Raw genomic sequence first — 17828 nt, forward strand, 5'->3', positions numbered from 1 at the left:
TTTTACGCCGCTTTTATTATTACAATGATTTCAATGCCGCCAAGAAGTGCTGCCATTTTTATGTTTTCTGAATCTTGCACTGCCAATTCATGACTTTCTTCATTTCTGAACTGATGCAGGATGCAAGCGGCATTATACAACTTATCGTTAAACAAACACATCTCTTTTGCATGCTCAATTAAAGGTTTCAAGGTTATTCTTTTGAGTTTAGCAAAACGTGGTTCTGTTTGATATTTTTCTTTAAGAAGGTTTTCAATAATTTTCGCAAGATCTCTGATTGCTTTAATGTCCTTCCCGTTCTGAATCTGATCAAGCACATCTTTCAACTCTGACGAAACCTTCGGGTGAGTCGATTTAAAGTGAGATATTAAATTTTCGATTTGATTTTTAACTTCCGGTGTAAGTCCTTTATTTTGATTTATACTTTCTTTCAATAATTTAAACTTGTCTTCGCCGAGGTCACGATTCTCTTCACGGAGTTTCTTGTTTTGATTTCTTTCAGAAAACAATAATAAAGCAAAAATTGCTGCCACAATTGCCAATGTACCAATAATGAATTCTTTGCTTTTCATATTATTAAAATACGTTTCAGGATGCCAATTTAACAATTCTTTTCATTTCCGACTCAAAATTAAGAAAGTTTTATAATTAACAGGTGCTTTTCATCGCAGTAATAAATGATTGTTGTTGATTTCAACCAGCAATAGTCAGAATACCAATTCCGGACTAAGTACCGACGCAAAAACTTCTGTAATGCTTTTTTCGGGCTGGACGTGATGGTAATTTGGAGGTGTGGAATATTCCGGCCCAAACGGCGCCACCCCTAATCACAAAAATTGATGACTTTTTAATCGGAATATTTCAGAAAAGAGACCTGACATTCCGGCAGAAACGGCGCCACTTTCAAATCACCGTAACATTGTAAAACAGTTGACAATCTGACTGTTTCGGAGCATTGGGTGCCACCCATTTCGGAGCAAACAGCGCCACCCCTCTAACCGTTCTATTCTTTTATCAACGAAGGGTGATCAATTTGGCCGGCGTTTGCAATAATCAAATATTCCCTAACTTTGAGTAAAATCATTTTTGAAATGGTTGAAAACCTGATTGACCGTGGTGTTATTGTGGCAGCAATATGCGGGGCTACAGTTGCATTGGCAAATTCGGGGATTTTAGATAGTCGAAAGCATACGAGTTATGGTAAAGGATTTCTGGAAATGATGTGTCCTGAATATAAAGGGCAGGATAATTATATCGACTGTCCGGCAGTGTGCGACGGCAATCTGATAACTGCTTCCGGATTGGCACCACAGGAGTTTACATATGAAATTCTGAAGAGACCCGAAGTAATGAAGGAAGAAACAGTCGCGGCCTGGGACAAGTTGTATAGCACGTAAGAGTTAAGGCACTTCTATGAACTTATGGAGTCCATGAAGTAAAAGCGAACGCCGTCATGGCAACTGACTGCAGGCCAGAAATTCCACACCCGTCCCGAATTCTGATTGAATTCAAAGCTGACTTCGACGTAACTTACATAGTTCAATAGTTCCTCTCACTGTTTTCAAAGCCACACAAGGCATTCCTTTAAGAGCTGGGGTGTTTTTTTCTATTTTACACGTCTCCTGTTCTTGCGTAAACGCAGAGTCTGCTTTGTAAACGCCTATATATTAATGCCATATAAATTATTTTCAAAAGAATACGAAGAACATATAATCTACATATACGCATTTACTATATTTGTGTTATCGATATAAGACGAAAGTAACGATCCAAAGAATTAAGCCACTGTAACGATTGCATGAAATTTTTGCTGGATATATCCGGAAAAGAAGATAAGAAAAAAATGCCGCACAAACACACGAATGTGGCACCCATTCCCTTTTCAGCATCACATCTCTTTTATCATGTCAACACACTCGCTACAGTGAAAATAAAGTGGTAATTTTTAAGGCTTTTTGATTGGTTGTGATAAAAAAACAAACGCACATGAAACCATTATTAGCAATTATGATATCAATTTTCACTGGACAAACCTTAACTGCTCAGAATCCCATTGATGCTAAAGAATTGTTTGTTTATGAAAGCGGAACGCAAAACGCGAAAACCATTGTATTTCTGCATGGTTCAGGGTCGTGTAGTAATATGTGGCTAAAACACATTGCAGCACTCGATAGCTCGTTTCATTGTATTGCACCAGACTTGCCCGGTCATGGCAGAAGCAATCACATTGAATGGTCTGATATGGACAAAGTAGCTGATGAAATAGCAGAGTTGATAAAAGCCAAAAGTAATGGAAAAGTACATGTGGTGGGTTTGTCTCTGGGAGGCAGTTTAATCTATAAACTATTGGAAAAATATCCCGACCTGATAGACAAGGCTATTATTGATGGAGCCAGCGCTGTACCCATAAAAGGAGCATCATTTGTCATATTCGGGGTTAATATTACATCGCCCTTTTTGAAAACGAATATGATGATTAAAATAATGGCTAACAGTCTTGGAATACCTGATGAAGAATTCGAATCATTTAAAGGAGACATCCGAATGGTTTCCCGTAAATCTTTTCGCAAAGCCATGTCGCAAGCCAATCGCCAGAAAATTGACGTGGAAAATTGTACATTCAGTAGCCCGACTTTTTTTGTTTCTGGGGAATCAGAATCGGAAAACATGCATAACTCACATCAGATTTTGTCAAAGAAAATACCAAATAGTGAATGCGCTTACTATCCTGCAAAAGGTCACGCCTGGATGGTTAGCGATGTACAAACGCATATTCAACTGTTGAAATACTGGTTTTTGAACGATTCCTTTCCAACCAAATTAAAATCTTTTTAAAATGCAGAACAAAAAGACAATTTCGGTCCTCGTCATTTTAATTTCCATTTTTGCAATAATCGCCTCTCTTGCCGGAATTCTTTCAGAAGGCGGTAATGGCGAATATATTTTTAAATCAATTCACGGTCAAGCTGTGACTATTTATGGTAAAGGCTTGTATCAGCACATGTCGTCCGATGTTGCAATTCAGGGTATTGCCCAGGATTATGTAACCCTGCTGTTAGCAATCCCATTTTTACTGTTTTCACTTTATCGTTCTCGACTGGGTTTGCTGAGCGGAAAATTTTTGTTGGCCGGAGTATTAAACTATATTTTCCTGACCTATCTTTTTTACATGAATATGGCCATGTATAATTCCATGTTTTTAGTGTATGTAACACTCACGGGATTGTCTTTTTTCGGGCTGGTGCTGACATTGATTTCAATCGATACAAAGGAGCTTCCATTCAGATTCAACAAAAGTACTCCGGTGAAATTCATTGGTGGTTTTTTGATTTTTAATGCCATCAGTATTGCGATGTTGTGGTTAGGTGTTATTGTTCCCCCTTTACTTGATAGGTCAATTGTGCCAGCAACTGTTCAGCATTATACTACATTGACTGTTCAGGCTTTTGATTTATCCTTGTTTTTGCCAATTTCATTTGTTGCGGGTTTTTTGCTTATCAAAAAAAATAAATTCGGTTTTCTCATAGCGCCTGTTTATCTTATTTTCCTTTCGCTGTTAATGACTGCCCTGATTGCCAAAATTATTGCAATGGCTATGGCTGGTGTGAATGTTTTCCCTGCCATTATTATTATACCCTGTATTGCCATCGTAGCAATTGTTTGTGGGGTTATTCTTGTTAAAAACATTAGTAAAAAAGTATAATATGGAAAATGAAAAACTATTTCAGGATAGCAATCCGAATTATGCAAGATTTGGTTGGTACGTTTCAATCATTACTACAATTCTCACGGTAATTACGTTTGGAATTGCCATGGCTACACCTCCATTATCAGGTCCTTTTTGCACAGGCTCGTGTTTTGAATATCCTTTTACAGATATTGCCAGCCGTTTCCCAAGAGATTATTACTGGATGTTTCCTGCCATTATTTTATCAATTTCTTATTTGATTATGATGATTACAATATATCACACAATACCCGGGAATAAAAAATTATTCGGGTTAATGAGTGTTGTATTTGCAATAATGGCATCGCTAATCTTAATCGTCGATTATTTTATTCAGGTGTCTGTAATTCAACCATCCATTTTGTCAGGAGAATACGATGGAATATCACTGCTAACACAGTTTAATCCACATGGAATTTTTATTGTGCTGGAAGAGATCGGATTTCTATTCATGATTATTTCATTTTTTGTCTTATTCCCGGTTTTTAGCGGAGCAAGCTCTCTTGAAAAAGGCATAAAGTGGATTGTAATTATTGGGTTGTTGTTAGCGATAGTTTCATTCACTCTGGTTTTAATCATGCATGGGATCCAAAGAGAATATCGTTTTGAAATTATCATTATTTCAATAACGTGGTTAGAACTGATTCTGTTTAGTTTTTTGCTTTCAAGGTTTTTTAAGACAAAATATTCCGCTGCCGATAACAAAAAACCATAATACTCAGCAACAATCTGTTTTTTAATAGTATAAAAAATATTTATGCTTTTTAAACGTAGTAAATAGAATTTGAATAGACGCATTTACTATATTTGCGTTGAGACTGCGGGAAGTTTGGTGCAAAACCAAAAAAAGAATATGATTGTGTAATTTAAAAATTTACTGGTATGAAATTGCCATTTACAACTGAGCAGTTTTTCAATGTAATTGAGAAGTACAATTTGACAATGTTCCCGTTTCAACTGATTATTTTTATGATGGGAATTGGATGTTTATTTTTACTCCACTCAAAATTATCAGCGAAAGACAAGTTAATAGGAATCTGTCTTGGTACATTATGGATATGGATAGGAGTAGCATATCACCTTGCCTTTTTTACAGTAATAAACAAAGCAGCATACTTATTTGGAGTACTCTTTATCCTTCAGGGATTATTTATTTTGCTAAGTACGTTCGGCAAGAATAGACTCATTTTCAAATTCACACTACAGACTAAAGACTATTTGGGATATTTTTTCATCTTGTATGGTTTAATTGTTTATCCAATAATCAGCTATTTTGTTGAAGGTTCAATAGAAAGAACCATAGTGATGGGTTTACCCTGTCCTTCAACTATATTTACTTTTGGATTTTTTATTCTTGCGGGTAATAAATTTACCAGGTATTTATTGATTATTCCCTCTTTATGGGCAATTGTGGGTTTGAGTGCCGCAATAAACATTGGAGTATTCCAAGATGTAATGATAATAATCGCAGCAATAACCGCTGATATCATATTGATTCTACGGAAGAAAGAATAAAGTGAAAGCCACTATGCGGTATGGCCAACAAGGGTTTCAACGGCATGCGAAGGGTTGTAACCCACATCAATACTTCATCTCGGTTGATGGGAATAACGCTTCTTAACATCTAATTGGTCATACCTCGAACCGATACCAAAATACAAAATAGCACCTTGGTCTATTACCAGGGTGCTTTTATTATTTTGCGCCATGCATGGGAAAATCTATATTCGGCAACCACCTCTTTTGCGTTCAGTAACAACCTGTATTACAAATTGATGTAAAATAAGTAATTTTTTAGACGCGTTAAATGAGGTTTTTTTTAATGCATTTGCTATATTTGTGTTGGGTCTGCAAATTGTAATGGCGAGCAATAAAAACCGTCAGCATAAAACTATCATGTGACGCATGACATTCATCTGGGTGCTTGAATTTTTGACTTTTAAATACATTTTCAATTATGAAAAATAACGACCCCACTCAACATTCTGACACCGACAGACAATGGAAAAACATTTATTTTCTGGGCGGCATAATGACTTTGCTTGCTTTAGCCGGTATTCTTCTTGATGTATTTATTGGCAATGTGACTGGTGGCGACTTGACAGCTCTTCCCGGAACAGCAATTGGCAGATTTGAACAATTTCAAAGCAATGTGTTTCTCGGACTCTATAATCTTGACTTTTTAAACATCGTAAATCAAATTATTTTAATACCCGTTTACATAGCACTTTTTGCAGTTCACAGAAACACAAATGTTGGTTACGCTTTTTTAGCGTTGATTGCATTCCTTTTTGGCTCAGCAATTATGGTTGCCAACAATACCGCCTTACCAATGTTGGAATTGAGTAATAAATATTTTGCGACAAGCATTGAATCGCAAAGGACTTTGTATGCAGCAGCAGGAGAATCAATGCTTGCTCAAGGCGCTCATGGAAGTCCCGGAATATTTCTTGGCTTTTTCATTCCAACCATAGCGAACTTAATATTTTCAATTGTAATGCTGCATGGCCGGGTTTTTAGCAAAATTAATTCCTGGATTGGCATCATTGGAAGCATATTCATGCTGTTATATATTGTATTGATAAACTTTATTTCAGGAGTTGAAAACATGGCTACCGCTATCGCTATGCCCGGAGGACTATTATTAATAACATGGATGATTCTGTTTACCCTAAGGTTGTTTAAGTTAGGCCGAAATGTATGCTCAGATCAGCAACGACTTCAATAATTGAGTTCATTTCACACGCGTCGTTTTGCCATATAAATTGCCTTTTTTGGTGGTGTGATAGACGAAGATCATAATAGGGCCAATTCCGGCCCAATCGGCGCCACCGATTCCGGTCACCCAGCGCCACTCTGGTGATGAATTATACAACAAACTCTACTTTGTTAAAAGAATGGAGCGATGGCAATTCCCAACTCAGACATTGATCAATAAGCCTTGCCGTTGTTAGTTGTTACTTCCCGTATTTACTAATCAAGTCCTTCACTGTTGATGAGATTTGACCATATTCTTCTTTACGAACTCTCCAGTCTAAATGTTTAGAGAAGTAAATTTTCGTGCCAGCAAGCGTTGTTTCTTTTTTATTTCCAATAGAGTCTTTGAGCATTTCTTTTTTAATCGTAAACGATCCGTCATTGTTGTCTTCAAAAGTATAGCCAAGCCAAATGTTAGTGAATTTGCCATCAGCTTGTATTTTAGGATTTAAGCCCCAAAAGTTTGATGCAAAACGGTTGAAAACAAGTATAAGAGATGGCTTTAATTGTTCAACCACATCTTTTGTAATTTCAAGTTGTTGCGCAAGGAATGATTTCCCTTTTTCAGTAGAACAAAACTTCAATAAATCTTTCTGATTGGAATGGCGCTGAACGAGCATGTCAATATATGTTGCTTTTGATGCTAATGGTATTGGTAAAAGGTCGTATCGCTTTTTATAAAAAGAGTCTTTCTCAACAACCTCATGAAAATTAAAACCATATGGTTCAAATGGATCTTTGCCGCCTTCATTTTCTTGATTTTCTCTGAAAGACGGATTTAATCCACAGATCAGAATTTTTGCAGAGCTATTAACTTCTGAATAAACATAGTTTCGTTTAAGGATTTTATTCAATTCCGGGTCCTCCATTTTCCCTTTATACTTTTCAAATAAGTCCTGGATTTTGTTCAGATACTTTTCTTCAAATGTGTTCATAGTTGGATATTTATGCAATTAAACTAAAATATTATTCGGGTAGTATATCTTTTTCTGTTTTCTCCATATTCATCACCATTTTGGGCATCTGAGGCAATACGCTTGCGGAAGATTGATTTGCGACTGATTCGCATTTACGCAGAAGATGATTGCGGTAAGAAAAATCGGCGGAATTGTTATTGGCCTGTGCGGCCAGATGCGGAAAACGGGTGTTAAGCAGTTGCAGAATCTGGCTCCGGTCAATGCTCGCGTTCTCGTTCAAGAACGAAGCAAGAACAAGCATCAGCGCCTGATTTTCGTTGATGATTTTCAATGCTTTTGAATGCGATTATGCAGAAAAGACCTGATTTCTTCGAACGACGGGTGACGGCCTCCACCTATTTTTTGCATTAGTAACAGCCAGCGATGTAAAGTTCCTTGATAAGACATGAATAAGTGCATTAATTCTGTAAATGTATAAAATGAACTAATGCGCACTACAATTGCATTATACATTCAGTTTTTGCAATATGTAGTTGTATTTGGACAGTGCTATTCACGAATATTTGAAATATGTCAAGTTTATTGCGCGAAAAACTTGACAACTTGTTTTAGTGCGATACAAGTCCAGTGTCCCGAACAAATAATTAAGTAATTTCCGCCCTGATAGTAATATTGTCGCATTTATATGCTATATTTGCGACGAAATATTCAAAATATAGTCATGTTAAGCACTGAAGAATTGATACTTACGAAAATTAAAAAAGCGAAGAGGGGTACGCTGTTTTTTACCGAAGATTTTTTGTCTTTTGGTGGAGCTAAAACTGTTGCCAAAGCTCTGGAGCGATTGGTCGGACAGGAAGTTATTTCCCGCGTGGCGCGTGGCATTTATGCCCGATTGGAAAGCGACCCGATACTCGGAACAGTAACGCCAGGCACCGAAGCCATTGCAGAAGCCATCAGGCGAAGAGATAAAAGCCGGATTATTATAACGGGAGCTGCAGCGTTGAATGCGTTGGGCCTCTCAACGCAGGTTCCGATGAATGTTGTTTATCTTACTGACGGCGCAGCGAGAAGAATTTCCTTTGGCAGACGAAAAATTATTTTTAAAAAGACTGCCCCCAGGAATCTGGCTGCAATTGGAAAAATAAGCAGTGTGGTGATTCAGGCTCTTAAAGAAATCGGAAAGGGCAATGTCACCGAATCGGAGATAAATGTCATCCTAAAGCATTTGGGAAAAGAAGACCCTTATCGACTGGAACACGATATAAAGCTGGCTCCTGAATGGATCCGGATAATTATGCGGAAAGCTATAAAGAAAACACAATCATGAATCCCTGGATAACAATAGCTGACGAAACAAAGAGAAGGGCTTATGCTGAAACAGCAGAAAAGACCGGTCTATCAGCGTTTGCAGCAGAAAAGGACTGGTGGGTGGTGCAAACTTTGTCTGTTGTTTTCGGGATGGATGTGTCAGCACACCTCGTCTTTAAAGGCGGCACTTCACTTAGCAAGGGATGGGGAATTATTGACCGGTTTTCTGAAGATGTTGATTTAGCTCTGGATCGGGCATTTCTCGGCTTTGATGGAGAGTTGAGCAAAAAACAACGCAGTAATCTCCGGAAACAAACGGGTTTGTATGTTGATAACGTTTTTTATCCGAAATTGATTGAAAAGTTTGAAATCAAAGGATTTACGGATGTGCGTCTTGAACTGGTGAAGGAAAAGGAAAGCGATCGGGATCGGAAAATAATTATTTATTATCCAAATGTGATTGAAGCGCCCGGCTACTTGCAGCCTGCCGTTCAGATAGAGATCAGTTGTCGTTCTTTACGTGAACCTTTCACCATGAGAAGCATTATTCCGCATCTTGACGATGTGTTTCCTGACGCAAATTTCATCCAGCCCCCAGCCATTATTCCAACCGTTAATCCGGAAAGAACTTTTCTGGAGAAAATCTTTCTATTACATGAAGAATTTCACCGGCCAGTTGAAAAAAGAAGAGTTAATCGACTCAGTCGCCATTTGTACGATGTGGTGAAATTATCTAAAACACGTTTTGCTGAAAATGCGCTTACAGACAGGACTTTGTACGAGACAATTGTAAATCATCGATACCATTTTACAAGAGTGGGCGAAGTGAACTACAATTTACATCAGCCTCAGTCAATAAATCCGATACCTCCTGAGGAGTTGATGCAAGCATGGAAAGACGACTACAATGTAATGATTGAACAAATGATCTATGAAGAAAATCCACCGGTCTTTCGTGAAATAATTTCGGATTTAGAAAAATTGACAAACAAGATCAATTCGCTGGAATGGAGATTTAGTATGGAGTTTCCATTGCCAAAATAATTTCAATTTAACCAGTTGCAGCGCAAATATTCATCTTATAAAAGCTGGAGAAACAAGAATATTTAAAGCATGTATAAAATTACAGTTATAGTGCAACGTGTTTTCCTGTAACAACCTGTTGACATGCAATATCTAATCAAATCTAAGCCATTTGAAAGATGTGCCAACCAATAATCCTCTCAGAAAGAGCTGAAGTTAGTTCTCAGGCCAATGCTTTTCATCATTTGATGATCTTCCAGCAGAATACTTTCCAAAAATCTTGGCCATATCGTCTCCCACTTTATTATCCAGCAGCTTCGCATAAATCTCAGTCATTTTCACGGAGCTGTGCCCAAGCATTTTCGATACGCTTTCGATCGGGATCCCGTTGTTTAGAGCGACTGTCGTTGCAAATGTATGGCGGGGTTAATGGCATAAACTATGGCTATAAAAACTCAAATACGATTGTATTTATAAATGTCACAATTGCCAAAATACTTGTTTTATTGGTGATAGTGACATTTCTTTGTGCTGTTATACAAACTATGGCTATGGGTTTAAAGACAATTGATATTGCCGAAGTTTTTTAAGGTAAGACAACAGTTACCATGGGTGTGCTGGCTGATAACCCTTTTTCGCCGGCATTAACGGACTATGACCAAACGACTTGATGGTTGTCTATTTATTCGGAGTATGAATGTTACCTGAAAATTTCAAGATATATTTTTTCGATATCCCTGACTTCAGTTTCAGTCAGAGCCTCAAATTCTTTTTCCCTTGCTCTTTGCGATAGTTTTCCATTGTTCTGTTCGAGAAACCGCACCAGGGTTGCGATGAGTTTGTCGGGCATTTCGAATTTATTTTCAATGTATCTTTTCAATTCATCATATTGCTGTATATATTTCAGCTCGGCAGGAATGATGTTCTGAATTGTGTCATTTACACAATCATATAGAAATTCCGCAAGCCTTGTTGCGTCAAAATATCTGTAGTAATCTATCGTATCATTCAACACTTCAATATTGTGATCGCTGGTTTCTTTCCATTCAATAAAATCGAGCAGGGGTTGCGAATGGCTTTCCAGTGCTTTGCGATAATCATCTATATGATTCAGAATGGAAGCCGAGACTGGAAAAACAAGCCCTTGTGCGGAGAATTGTTTTCTCATCAATACATGATGAATCAGATAACGATGGATGCGGCCATTTCCATCGACAAACGGATGTATGAAAACAAATCCGAATGCTATTACTGTCGCCGTCAGTACTGCGTCTATTTCATCGTTTAGTAATAATTCATTTGACGCTATAAGCCCGTTAATCAATTGTTTCACATCCTGCCATTTTGCTGAAATGTGGTCGGGAACTGGCTCTCCGGTAATACGGTCATGTTCTCCCACAAATCCGCCCTGTTCCCGGAAACCCAGCTTGATAAAGCGCGCGTTTTCAATAACAGCCTGTTGCAACCGGATCAATTCCTCTTTTGTAAGATCATTATTGCCGGCCTGTCCTATAATTCTTCCCCATCGTGCCGCACGGCTGCTTTTGGGGCTCTCTCCTTCAATACTGAATGACGCTTTGGAATCCTTAAGAAGCAAAAATGCTGCGGTTCGTTGAAGAATGTCTTTGTGTATTTTTTTCAGATACGCTGATTTGCGACCGGAAATATTTTCTTTTATATAGTTTTCCAGTTTTGCTGTTTTCCGGATCAAAGGGCAGAAATCCCTGGTCCCCGGAAGATTGTTGATGATTCTGTGTCTTGGCGATTTTGAGCCAGATGATAAGGCAAACTGAAGTGAATCGTCAACAAGCGGCACATAGTTTTTTATTGTCAGATCATCGATTGGGAGTTCTTTGTGCATCAGCCATTCGTATAGAAACCATATTTTTCTTGAGTACTGACCTGTCGGTTCCTCTTTAAGAATTGCTACAACATCTTTAGCGCTTAGTTTTTCAAAGAGTTTTTTAAAAAATAATAAATGTAGTCCTTCGTATTTAAGAGCAAAAACGAGGTGTCGGTATAATGTGTCTTCGAAAGCTGCGCGTGAAGAAAAAACATTCCATTCCCCGGTACTGTATTGTTTTCGCGTGTTGCATATCAATGACAGTATTGAAGGCATAGGTAATTCCAGCCCAAGGGTGTCTATTATTGCGGCATAGCCTGCTATTACCCCTTGCTCCGGTGCAGTCCGTCCATGAAATACGCCTGCATTTATAGAAAACCTTTTTTTATTCATTGTGCAAGAATTTGAATTTTGCAAATATAGGGATTTTTAGGTATTGGTGTGGAAAAAAAGGTATAATGAGAATAAAAATGGAAAAACAGGTATTATTAAACATGAAAATGGAATAGCAGGTACTATTTTTGAATAATATGGCTAAACCGGTATTTTCATGGAATAACGGGTAGCAGTCTGAAACTTTCAGGAAAATCAGGATTTGATTGAGCTGAAAAGAGATTTTCAAACTTGCCAGGGTTATTTTGCGAAAGACATAACAAAGAGTTTTACCAATATGATATATTGATTTCAGAAAGTCACGTCTGCCTAAAAATCTTTGCACTCTCAGAAACTGCACCCAAGCTTATTCCAACTCACTTTGCAGAATACTTATCAAAAATTCTGGCCATATCATTTCCCACTTTATTATCCAGCAGCTTCGCATAAATTTCGGTCATTTTCACGGAGCTGTGACCAAGCATCTTTGAAACGCTTTCGATTGGAATTCCGTTGTTCAGGGTGACGGTTGTAGCAAATGTATGCCGGGCCATGTGCGTGGTCAGATTTTTAGTAAGGCCGCACAGGTCTGCTATTTCTTTCAGATAGGCATTGAGTTTCTGATTCGACAATACCGGGAAAAGGACATTGTTTTCCTGACAATAGGGATTGCTGCGGTATTTCAGAAGAATCATTCTGGCGGCAGGAAGCAGCGGAACATGTGATGCCATGCCGGTTTTCAGTCGGTGTGTGTGAATCCACAGCTGTCCGTTTTCGCTTTCCGACAGATTTTCCAGTGTAAGCGCTTTCAGGTCGGAGTAGGCGAATCCGGTGTAGCAGGCAAACAGGAAGGTGTCAGCTACCTGCTGCAGACGTTCAACAGAAAATTGTTTGTCGCCGATTTTTTGCAATTCCTGTTCTGTCAGAAATTCTTTTTCAACTTTTTGTATTCTGATTTTGTAATTTACAAACGGATCTGTTTTCATCCAGCCGTTTCCGGCGCAGATTCGGATAATCTTTTTCAGGTTTTTGATATGTTTCATAGCTGAATTTTGCTGGCAGTTCTGCACCGTTTTCAGATACAGATCAAAACCTCTAACGAAGTCTGTATCAATTTTATCAAGCGGTAAATCCGACACGGAATATTTTGATTTAATATAATCCTTCAAATGCTGCAGTGTTGTCTCAAACTTTCTGTACGTTGCTGGAGCATATTCCTTTCCAACCAGTAATTTTAAAGTGCGGTTGTGTTCCTGAACAACGCTCACAATGGTTTTCTCATTGTCGTTTATTCCCAGAAAGGTGTTTTTCAGCCGTTGTGCAGATATTTCAAAACCGGTTTCATACAAATGATTCAGGTGGTTGCTGATTTGCTGAATAATGTAATTCATGTATTTGTTTACATCATCAGCTTCTTTTGTATTTCCCCTGGCTTTGTTTTTCGCAGTATCCCACAGCTGTGGCTGAATGGACCTGAACAGGGCCAGTTCTGCTTTTCCATTACCTACTTTAATTTTAAGGTAGATGGGTGCTTCACCGTTTTTTAGAAGTTTTGTTCTTTTAATGTAGAACAGAAATGAAATGCGTGGTCTGGCGGTCATAATTTCCTCCTTTTTTTAAAGATTAAAGTTACGAAAACCAGTTCCTAAAACAAAATGCAAAATGCTGTAATTCAGCGCATAAAAACCATTCTGGCTGGACTAAATCGAAAGTGCGTTTAGTCCAGCCAGAAGTCCAACTGAAAACGGTATTTTTCGTGGGTTTTTTGCTATTGGCTGTAAAAGAAAAAGTCCCGAAAATCATTGAATTTCAGGACTTTACTTTAGATTGCTCTTTTAAAAAGCGGTCCGGACGGGACTCGAACCCGCGACCCCGTGCGTGACAGGCACGTATTCTAACCAACTGAACTACCGAACCGTTTGTACTTTCCCTTGGTTTTGGGACTGCAAATATAGAAACTTTTTTTTAATTGTGATACGACCAGTGAAAATATTTTAAAAATCCGCTTATTTCCCAATCAGCGACAGCACTCCGTTGATGAATGTCAACGGGTGACAGGGATTGCCCGGGACATATAAATCGACTTTAATACTTTTTCCTGGCGCGGATTTGCAATCCGTGACAGGATCAACGGGTTCTATTACACTTCGGTTCAAGGCCGGACTCTCGGCGAAAATACCGCCTGAAATGGCATCGGTACCGGCCAGAATGCATATTTTGTGGGAGGGGATTGCTTCCCATGTGATTTCGAGCGCGCGGGCCATGTTTTCTGAGATCGGCCCAGTAATAACAATGCCATCTGCATGGCGGGGTGATGCCACAAATTCAATCCCGTAGCGCCCCATGTCGAAGTTCACATTGCCTGCAGCATTCAGTTCCATCTCGCAGGAATTATCGCCTGCAGCCGATACCTGGCGCAGTTTCAACGATTTGCGAAAAAGCTTTTTTATTTCTTTTCTGCGAAGTGCGTCGTTGAATTCGATAGATGTGGTCTGTCCCGGAAAAATCTTCAGCTTTTCAGGGTCGTTGGTGGCAATTTTATAATCGTTTGTAAATTTTATTTTGTCGGGCAGCACAAAATGACATTCTTTACAGAAGACGCATTTGCCAAGGTTCAGACAAAAAGGATTTGTTTCAAACGCCTCTGTAGGACAAAGTTCCACCACCATTTTTTGTTCATCTGAACTAATATCAGCGCTGATTTCGGGGCGACCGCGGAATAATTCTGTCAGCACGGGTTTTTTCAGATCTGGCACAAATTGTTTCCCGTGATGAAGCAGAATGCCCGTTTCGGGAATACCGAAATAAGCGTTCCTGATATTTTTATTTTTCTCGGTTTCTTTTTCCGGAAGAACCGGAAGCTGCAATTCGCGTGAAAATTTCATAATAATTGCTGATTATAAATCGTGGCCACAATAACTCAGGTTGAAACTTTTGTTGCAGACCGGAAAATCGGATATCTCCTGATTTCGCACTGCCAGCGCGAGTCCGGTCCAGTTGTGCAATGAAGGATCTGTGATTTTGTATTTTGAAATATCGCCTTGCGCATCAGTCACAGCCACATGAACGATTTCGCCACGCCATCCTTCCGTCAAGGATATACATACGGAATTCGCAGCCAGAGCCATTTTGTAATCAGGCGCTGCGTTTTTTACATCAACAATCTGGTGCGGATTTGTAATCACATTCTGGCGCGGATTTGCAATCCGTGACAGAATATCTGCAACCACAGTCCTGATTAACTCAATCGACTTTGCAATCTCGCCTCTGCGCATGAGTGCACGCGCCAAAACATCGCCGCCGTGAAAAACCGTTGACTCATATTCAAAATTCCGATAAGCTTGAAATGGATGTGTAGCCCGCACATCGCGCTCGATTCCGCACATTCGTGCAGCCATTCCTGTTAGTCCTGCACGTAACCCTTGCTCATTGGTAACAACTCCGATTCCATCGAAACGAGACAGCGCACCTGGCATGGAATAAAGATGTGCAGCCATTTCATTGAAGCGGCCTTCGACATAATCCAGATTTTTCAGAATCTCTTCCGCAACATCATTTGTCATTGGATAATGGCTTCCGCCTGCGCGAATAAATCCTTTACCCAGTCGATTTCCGCACCAATACTGGGTTGTGTTGATAACAACCGTGCGCAGCGATTCGCAAACAACTTGCCCAAGCTGATAGGCGATGTCGCCACAAAGCGCAGCTGTGTCTCCTAAATGAACAGCAATTCTTTCGAGCTCAAGTGCTACAGCCCGCTCCAGCTGAAGATTCTCAGAAGGTGAAAATCCTGCAAGTTCTTCGATCAGTTGTGCATGGCAAAGTGAATGACCAACAGCCGTGTCACCTGCAATGCTCTCACTCAGTACGGCTTTTTGCAACAGCGATATTTTTGAAACAAACAATGCTTCAACGCCTCGATGCTGGTATCCCAGATGGATTTCGAGGTGATGAACTTTTTCGCCATTACATATAAAACGAAAATGCCCGGGCTCAATAATTCCGGCGTGAACCGGCCCTACGCCTACTTCGTGAAGCTCTTCGCTATCGACATGAAAGAAAGGATAGTCATTCATGCAGTTGCTTTTGTCATAGCGGTCATGCGGCCAGCGCACCGGTTTCAACCATGGATTTCCGGGAAATTGAATACCATGATTTTCGTGCATCTCGCGTTCGAAAATATGAACGGCATTTATTTCTTTGGTCAATGTTTCCAATTGTGCATTCTCGCGCTGACATTCATGCGAATACACCCGGATATTTTTGTTTTCGTCATCGGCAATGGCACAGATGAATTTCCATTTGTCGGCTCCATTCGACAGCGGGAAATACGCTATCATGTGATTATTATTGCTTTTCAGCAATGACGATATTTCCTGCCAGAACTGCACATAATCAATAACAGGCAGCTCTGTAAGCGCGAATACAGAAGGGTTTTGACTTAATATGATATGACTTTCCTTCATGATGTTTTATTTAGGAAGCGCTGTAATACTTGCGTTGATCGCATCTACAAGAAATGGCGGCTGATAAAAACACAGAACAGCAACGATTGCGAGTAATATGAATTGAGGTACTGTTTCAATGGCTTTTACTTTCCCCGGCTCTTCAATTTCGCTCATCGGTTCCGCCGGATCGGAAAAAAGTATATGCAAAATGCGCGTGAGCAAAGCGTAAATCACTGCTGTCAGTAGCAACGCGGTAACAATAAAAGTGATCCAATGTTGCTGCGCAATCAGGGTTTTGAAAATGAGGAATTCGCTGATGAAAATTCCGGATGGTGGAATAGCCAGAATAAAAACAACGCAAAGGAGCAACAGCATTCCGCCGGCAGAATAGTTTTTCATATAATTGCCAACCTGTTTTAATTCATAGGAATGATTCACTTTTTTGAATTGTCCCATGTGAAAAAAGATGGAACTTTTCACGAGCGTGTGAAGCAGAACAAGCAGAATAGCTGCATAATATCCCTGATGCCCGCTACCCATGGCTATGGCTACAAGCCCCATCATTTCCAGGCTTGAATAGGCAAACATCCTTTTTATGTGATAAGCTTTCAGCATGTATCCGGCTGCAATCAGCAATGAAAGAATACCTGTCAGCACCAATGAATGCTGCATGAATGGAAGAATTTCCGTTGAAGAAAATAAAGTAAAAACCCGGAAAATAGCCAGGAATCCGACGTTCATGAGTGTTGTGGAAATGAGTGCACTCACCGGAGCAGGTGCAACGGAATGCGCATCAATAGTGACAGAGTGCATGGGAAACAAACCCATTTTGGTACTGAACCCAACAAGTACAAAAACAAAAGCCACTTTTAAATAGATCGGATTGGCCTGACTTACCAGTACCGAAAACTCATCGAAAGTAAGACTGGCAGCGTCGTAGCGACCATAGATAAAGCCAAGCAGCAACACGCCAACATAAGCAATCGATATACCGACTGAACAGATAAAAACATATTTCCAGGTAGCTTCGAGCGATTGCGCAGTACGGTCGTGATAAATGAGCGCAGCAACCGACAGCGTAGTGGCTTCAACAAATACCCACAGCATGGTCATGGAATTAGACAAATAGGCACCGGTCATAAAAGTCATCAGGGCAATCATCGAAACGTGATAAATATTGTAATGCCTGACCGTTGAATTTTGCGTGTACCGGAATCCATGATAGAAAGTGGGCAATGCTATAAGAGCCAGAACACTGAGAAGCAGCATCCCTTCGTGAGTAAATGTGAAAAAATGAACAGACGACTCATCCAGATGCAGCCAGCCGTAAGCAGTGAGACCAATGATTGAAATGGAGAATAGCAGCGACACCCCTTGCGTAAAGAGTTTGCTTCGCATGATCAAAACCATGATGCCGAAAAACAGCGATA

Annotated in this window: 17 protein-coding genes and 1 tRNA gene; 8 read left to right on the forward strand and 10 right to left on the reverse strand. The window is 39.6% G+C overall.

The annotated features are described in order from the left end of the window. Nucleotides 1-2: 2 nt before the first annotated feature. Complete coding sequence (locus A2W93_00395; GenBank protein ID OFY53865.1) at nt 3-572, reverse strand: hypothetical protein; 570 nt, start codon at nt 570-572, stop codon at nt 3-5. Nucleotides 573-1070: 498 nt separating this feature from the next. On the opposite strand from A2W93_00395, the gene A2W93_00400 reads away from it, so the two are divergent. The 6 genes from A2W93_00400 to A2W93_00425 all read left to right on the forward strand — a co-directional run bounded on the left by A2W93_00400 (nt 1071) and on the right by A2W93_00425 (nt 6455). Further along, nucleotides 1071-1397, forward strand: coding sequence for a hypothetical protein (locus A2W93_00400; protein OFY53866.1), 327 nt, complete (start codon nt 1071-1073; stop codon nt 1395-1397). A 610-nt stretch (nt 1398-2007) separates the two neighbouring features. Next, nucleotides 2008-2835, forward strand: coding sequence for a hypothetical protein (locus tag A2W93_00405; GenBank protein ID OFY53907.1), 828 nt, complete (start codon nt 2008-2010; stop codon nt 2833-2835). Between the two features lies 1 nt (nt 2836). Beyond that, nucleotides 2837-3703 carry a hypothetical protein gene (locus tag A2W93_00410; protein ID OFY53867.1) on the forward strand — a complete coding sequence of 289 codons (867 nt, stop codon included), beginning with the start codon at nt 2837-2839 and terminating at the stop codon, nt 3701-3703. 1 nt (nt 3704) lies between these two features. Continuing rightward, the gene (locus A2W93_00415; GenBank protein ID OFY53868.1) at nt 3705-4442 is read left to right on the forward strand and encodes a hypothetical protein; all 738 of its coding nucleotides are present in this window, start codon (nt 3705-3707) and stop codon (nt 4440-4442) included. A gap of 167 nt (nt 4443-4609) precedes the next feature. Then, the gene (locus A2W93_00420; GenBank protein ID OFY53869.1) at nt 4610-5242 is read left to right on the forward strand and encodes a hypothetical protein; all 633 of its coding nucleotides are present in this window, start codon (nt 4610-4612) and stop codon (nt 5240-5242) included. 442 nt (nt 5243-5684) lie between these two features. Next, on the forward strand, nt 5685-6455 hold the full coding sequence (locus A2W93_00425) for a hypothetical protein (GenBank protein OFY53870.1): 771 nt from the start codon (nt 5685-5687) through the stop codon (nt 6453-6455). Nucleotides 6456-6684: 229 nt separating this feature from the next. Here A2W93_00425 and A2W93_00430 read toward each other — a convergent pair whose 3' ends face one another. Next, nucleotides 6685-7419: a hypothetical protein gene (locus tag A2W93_00430; GenBank protein ID OFY53871.1), complete on the reverse strand. Its 735-nt coding sequence runs from the start codon at nt 7417-7419 to the stop codon at nt 6685-6687. Between the two features lie 31 nt (nt 7420-7450). Further along, the gene (locus A2W93_00435) at nt 7451-7732 is read right to left on the reverse strand and encodes a hypothetical protein (GenBank protein ID OFY53872.1); all 282 of its coding nucleotides are present in this window, start codon (nt 7730-7732) and stop codon (nt 7451-7453) included. A 390-nt stretch (nt 7733-8122) separates the two neighbouring features. Between A2W93_00435 and A2W93_00440 the strand changes: the two genes are divergently transcribed. After that, nucleotides 8123-8731, forward strand: a complete 609-nt coding sequence (locus A2W93_00440; GenBank protein OFY53873.1) for a hypothetical protein — start codon at nt 8123-8125, stop codon at nt 8729-8731. Next, entirely contained in the window at nt 8728-9756 is a 1029-nt protein-coding gene (locus A2W93_00445; protein ID OFY53908.1) for a hypothetical protein, read from the forward strand. Before A2W93_00440 ends, A2W93_00445 begins: the two co-directional genes overlap by 4 nt. Before the next feature lie 679 nt (nt 9757-10435). On the opposite strand, the gene A2W93_00450 is transcribed toward A2W93_00445, so the two are convergent. From A2W93_00450 to A2W93_00480, 7 genes are all read right to left on the reverse strand, one after another. Further along, a complete protein-coding gene (locus tag A2W93_00450) occupies nt 10436-11971 on the reverse strand; it encodes a cell filamentation protein Fic (protein ID OFY53874.1) in 1536 nt (511 codons plus the stop codon). Further along, nucleotides 11964-12200, reverse strand: coding sequence for a hypothetical protein (locus A2W93_00455; GenBank protein ID OFY53875.1), 237 nt, complete (start codon nt 12198-12200; stop codon nt 11964-11966). Before A2W93_00455 ends, A2W93_00450 begins: the two co-directional genes overlap by 8 nt. A gap of 127 nt (nt 12201-12327) precedes the next feature. Continuing rightward, the gene (locus A2W93_00460; GenBank protein OFY53876.1) at nt 12328-13551 is read right to left on the reverse strand and encodes a hypothetical protein; all 1224 of its coding nucleotides are present in this window, start codon (nt 13549-13551) and stop codon (nt 12328-12330) included. A gap of 242 nt (nt 13552-13793) precedes the next feature. Further along, nucleotides 13794-13867, reverse strand: a tRNA-Asp gene (locus A2W93_00465). A gap of 89 nt (nt 13868-13956) precedes the next feature. Next, nucleotides 13957-14748: an NADH:ubiquinone oxidoreductase gene (locus A2W93_00470; protein ID OFY53909.1), complete on the reverse strand. Its 792-nt coding sequence runs from the start codon at nt 14746-14748 to the stop codon at nt 13957-13959. A gap of 99 nt (nt 14749-14847) precedes the next feature. Continuing rightward, nucleotides 14848-16416 carry a hypothetical protein gene (locus tag A2W93_00475; GenBank protein ID OFY53877.1) on the reverse strand — a complete coding sequence of 523 codons (1569 nt, stop codon included), beginning with the start codon at nt 16414-16416 and terminating at the stop codon, nt 14848-14850. Nucleotides 16417-16422: 6 nt separating this feature from the next. Further along, nucleotides 16423-17808, reverse strand: a complete 1386-nt coding sequence (locus A2W93_00480) for a hypothetical protein (protein ID OFY53878.1) — start codon at nt 17806-17808, stop codon at nt 16423-16425. Nucleotides 17809-17828 lie beyond the last annotated feature (20 nt).

This window comes from Bacteroidetes bacterium GWF2_43_63 (assembly GCA_001769275.1).
In the GTDB taxonomy this organism is placed as follows: domain Bacteria; phylum Bacteroidota; class Bacteroidia; order Bacteroidales; family DTU049; genus GWF2-43-63.

Excerpts from the sequence above, each read along its gene's own strand:
- A2W93_00395 (OFY53865.1), bottom strand. The coding sequence starts at position 572 with ATGAAAAGCAAAGAATTCATTATTGGTACATTGGCAATTGTGGCAGCA.
- A2W93_00405 (OFY53907.1), top strand. The coding sequence starts at position 2,008 with ATGATATCAATTTTCACTGGACAAACCTTAACTGCTCAGAATCCCATT.
- A2W93_00410 (OFY53867.1), top strand. The coding sequence starts at position 2,837 with ATGCAGAACAAAAAGACAATTTCGGTCCTCGTCATTTTAATTTCCATT.
- A2W93_00415 (OFY53868.1), top strand. The coding sequence starts at position 3,705 with ATGGAAAATGAAAAACTATTTCAGGATAGCAATCCGAATTATGCAAGA.
- A2W93_00420 (OFY53869.1), top strand. The coding sequence starts at position 4,610 with ATGAAATTGCCATTTACAACTGAGCAGTTTTTCAATGTAATTGAGAAG.
- A2W93_00425 (OFY53870.1), top strand. The coding sequence starts at position 5,685 with ATGAAAAATAACGACCCCACTCAACATTCTGACACCGACAGACAATGG.
- A2W93_00430 (OFY53871.1), bottom strand. The coding sequence starts at position 7,419 with ATGAACACATTTGAAGAAAAGTATCTGAACAAAATCCAGGACTTATTT.
- A2W93_00440 (OFY53873.1), top strand. The coding sequence starts at position 8,123 with ATGTTAAGCACTGAAGAATTGATACTTACGAAAATTAAAAAAGCGAAG.
- A2W93_00445 (OFY53908.1), top strand. The coding sequence starts at position 8,728 with ATGAATCCCTGGATAACAATAGCTGACGAAACAAAGAGAAGGGCTTAT.
- A2W93_00450 (OFY53874.1), bottom strand. The coding sequence starts at position 11,971 with ATGAATAAAAAAAGGTTTTCTATAAATGCAGGCGTATTTCATGGACGG.
- A2W93_00460 (OFY53876.1), bottom strand. The coding sequence starts at position 13,551 with ATGACCGCCAGACCACGCATTTCATTTCTGTTCTACATTAAAAGAACA.
- A2W93_00475 (OFY53877.1), bottom strand. The coding sequence starts at position 16,416 with ATGAAGGAAAGTCATATCATATTAAGTCAAAACCCTTCTGTATTCGCG.
- A2W93_00480 (OFY53878.1), bottom strand. The coding sequence starts at position 17,808 with ATGGTTTTGATCATGCGAAGCAAACTCTTTACGCAAGGGGTGTCGCTG.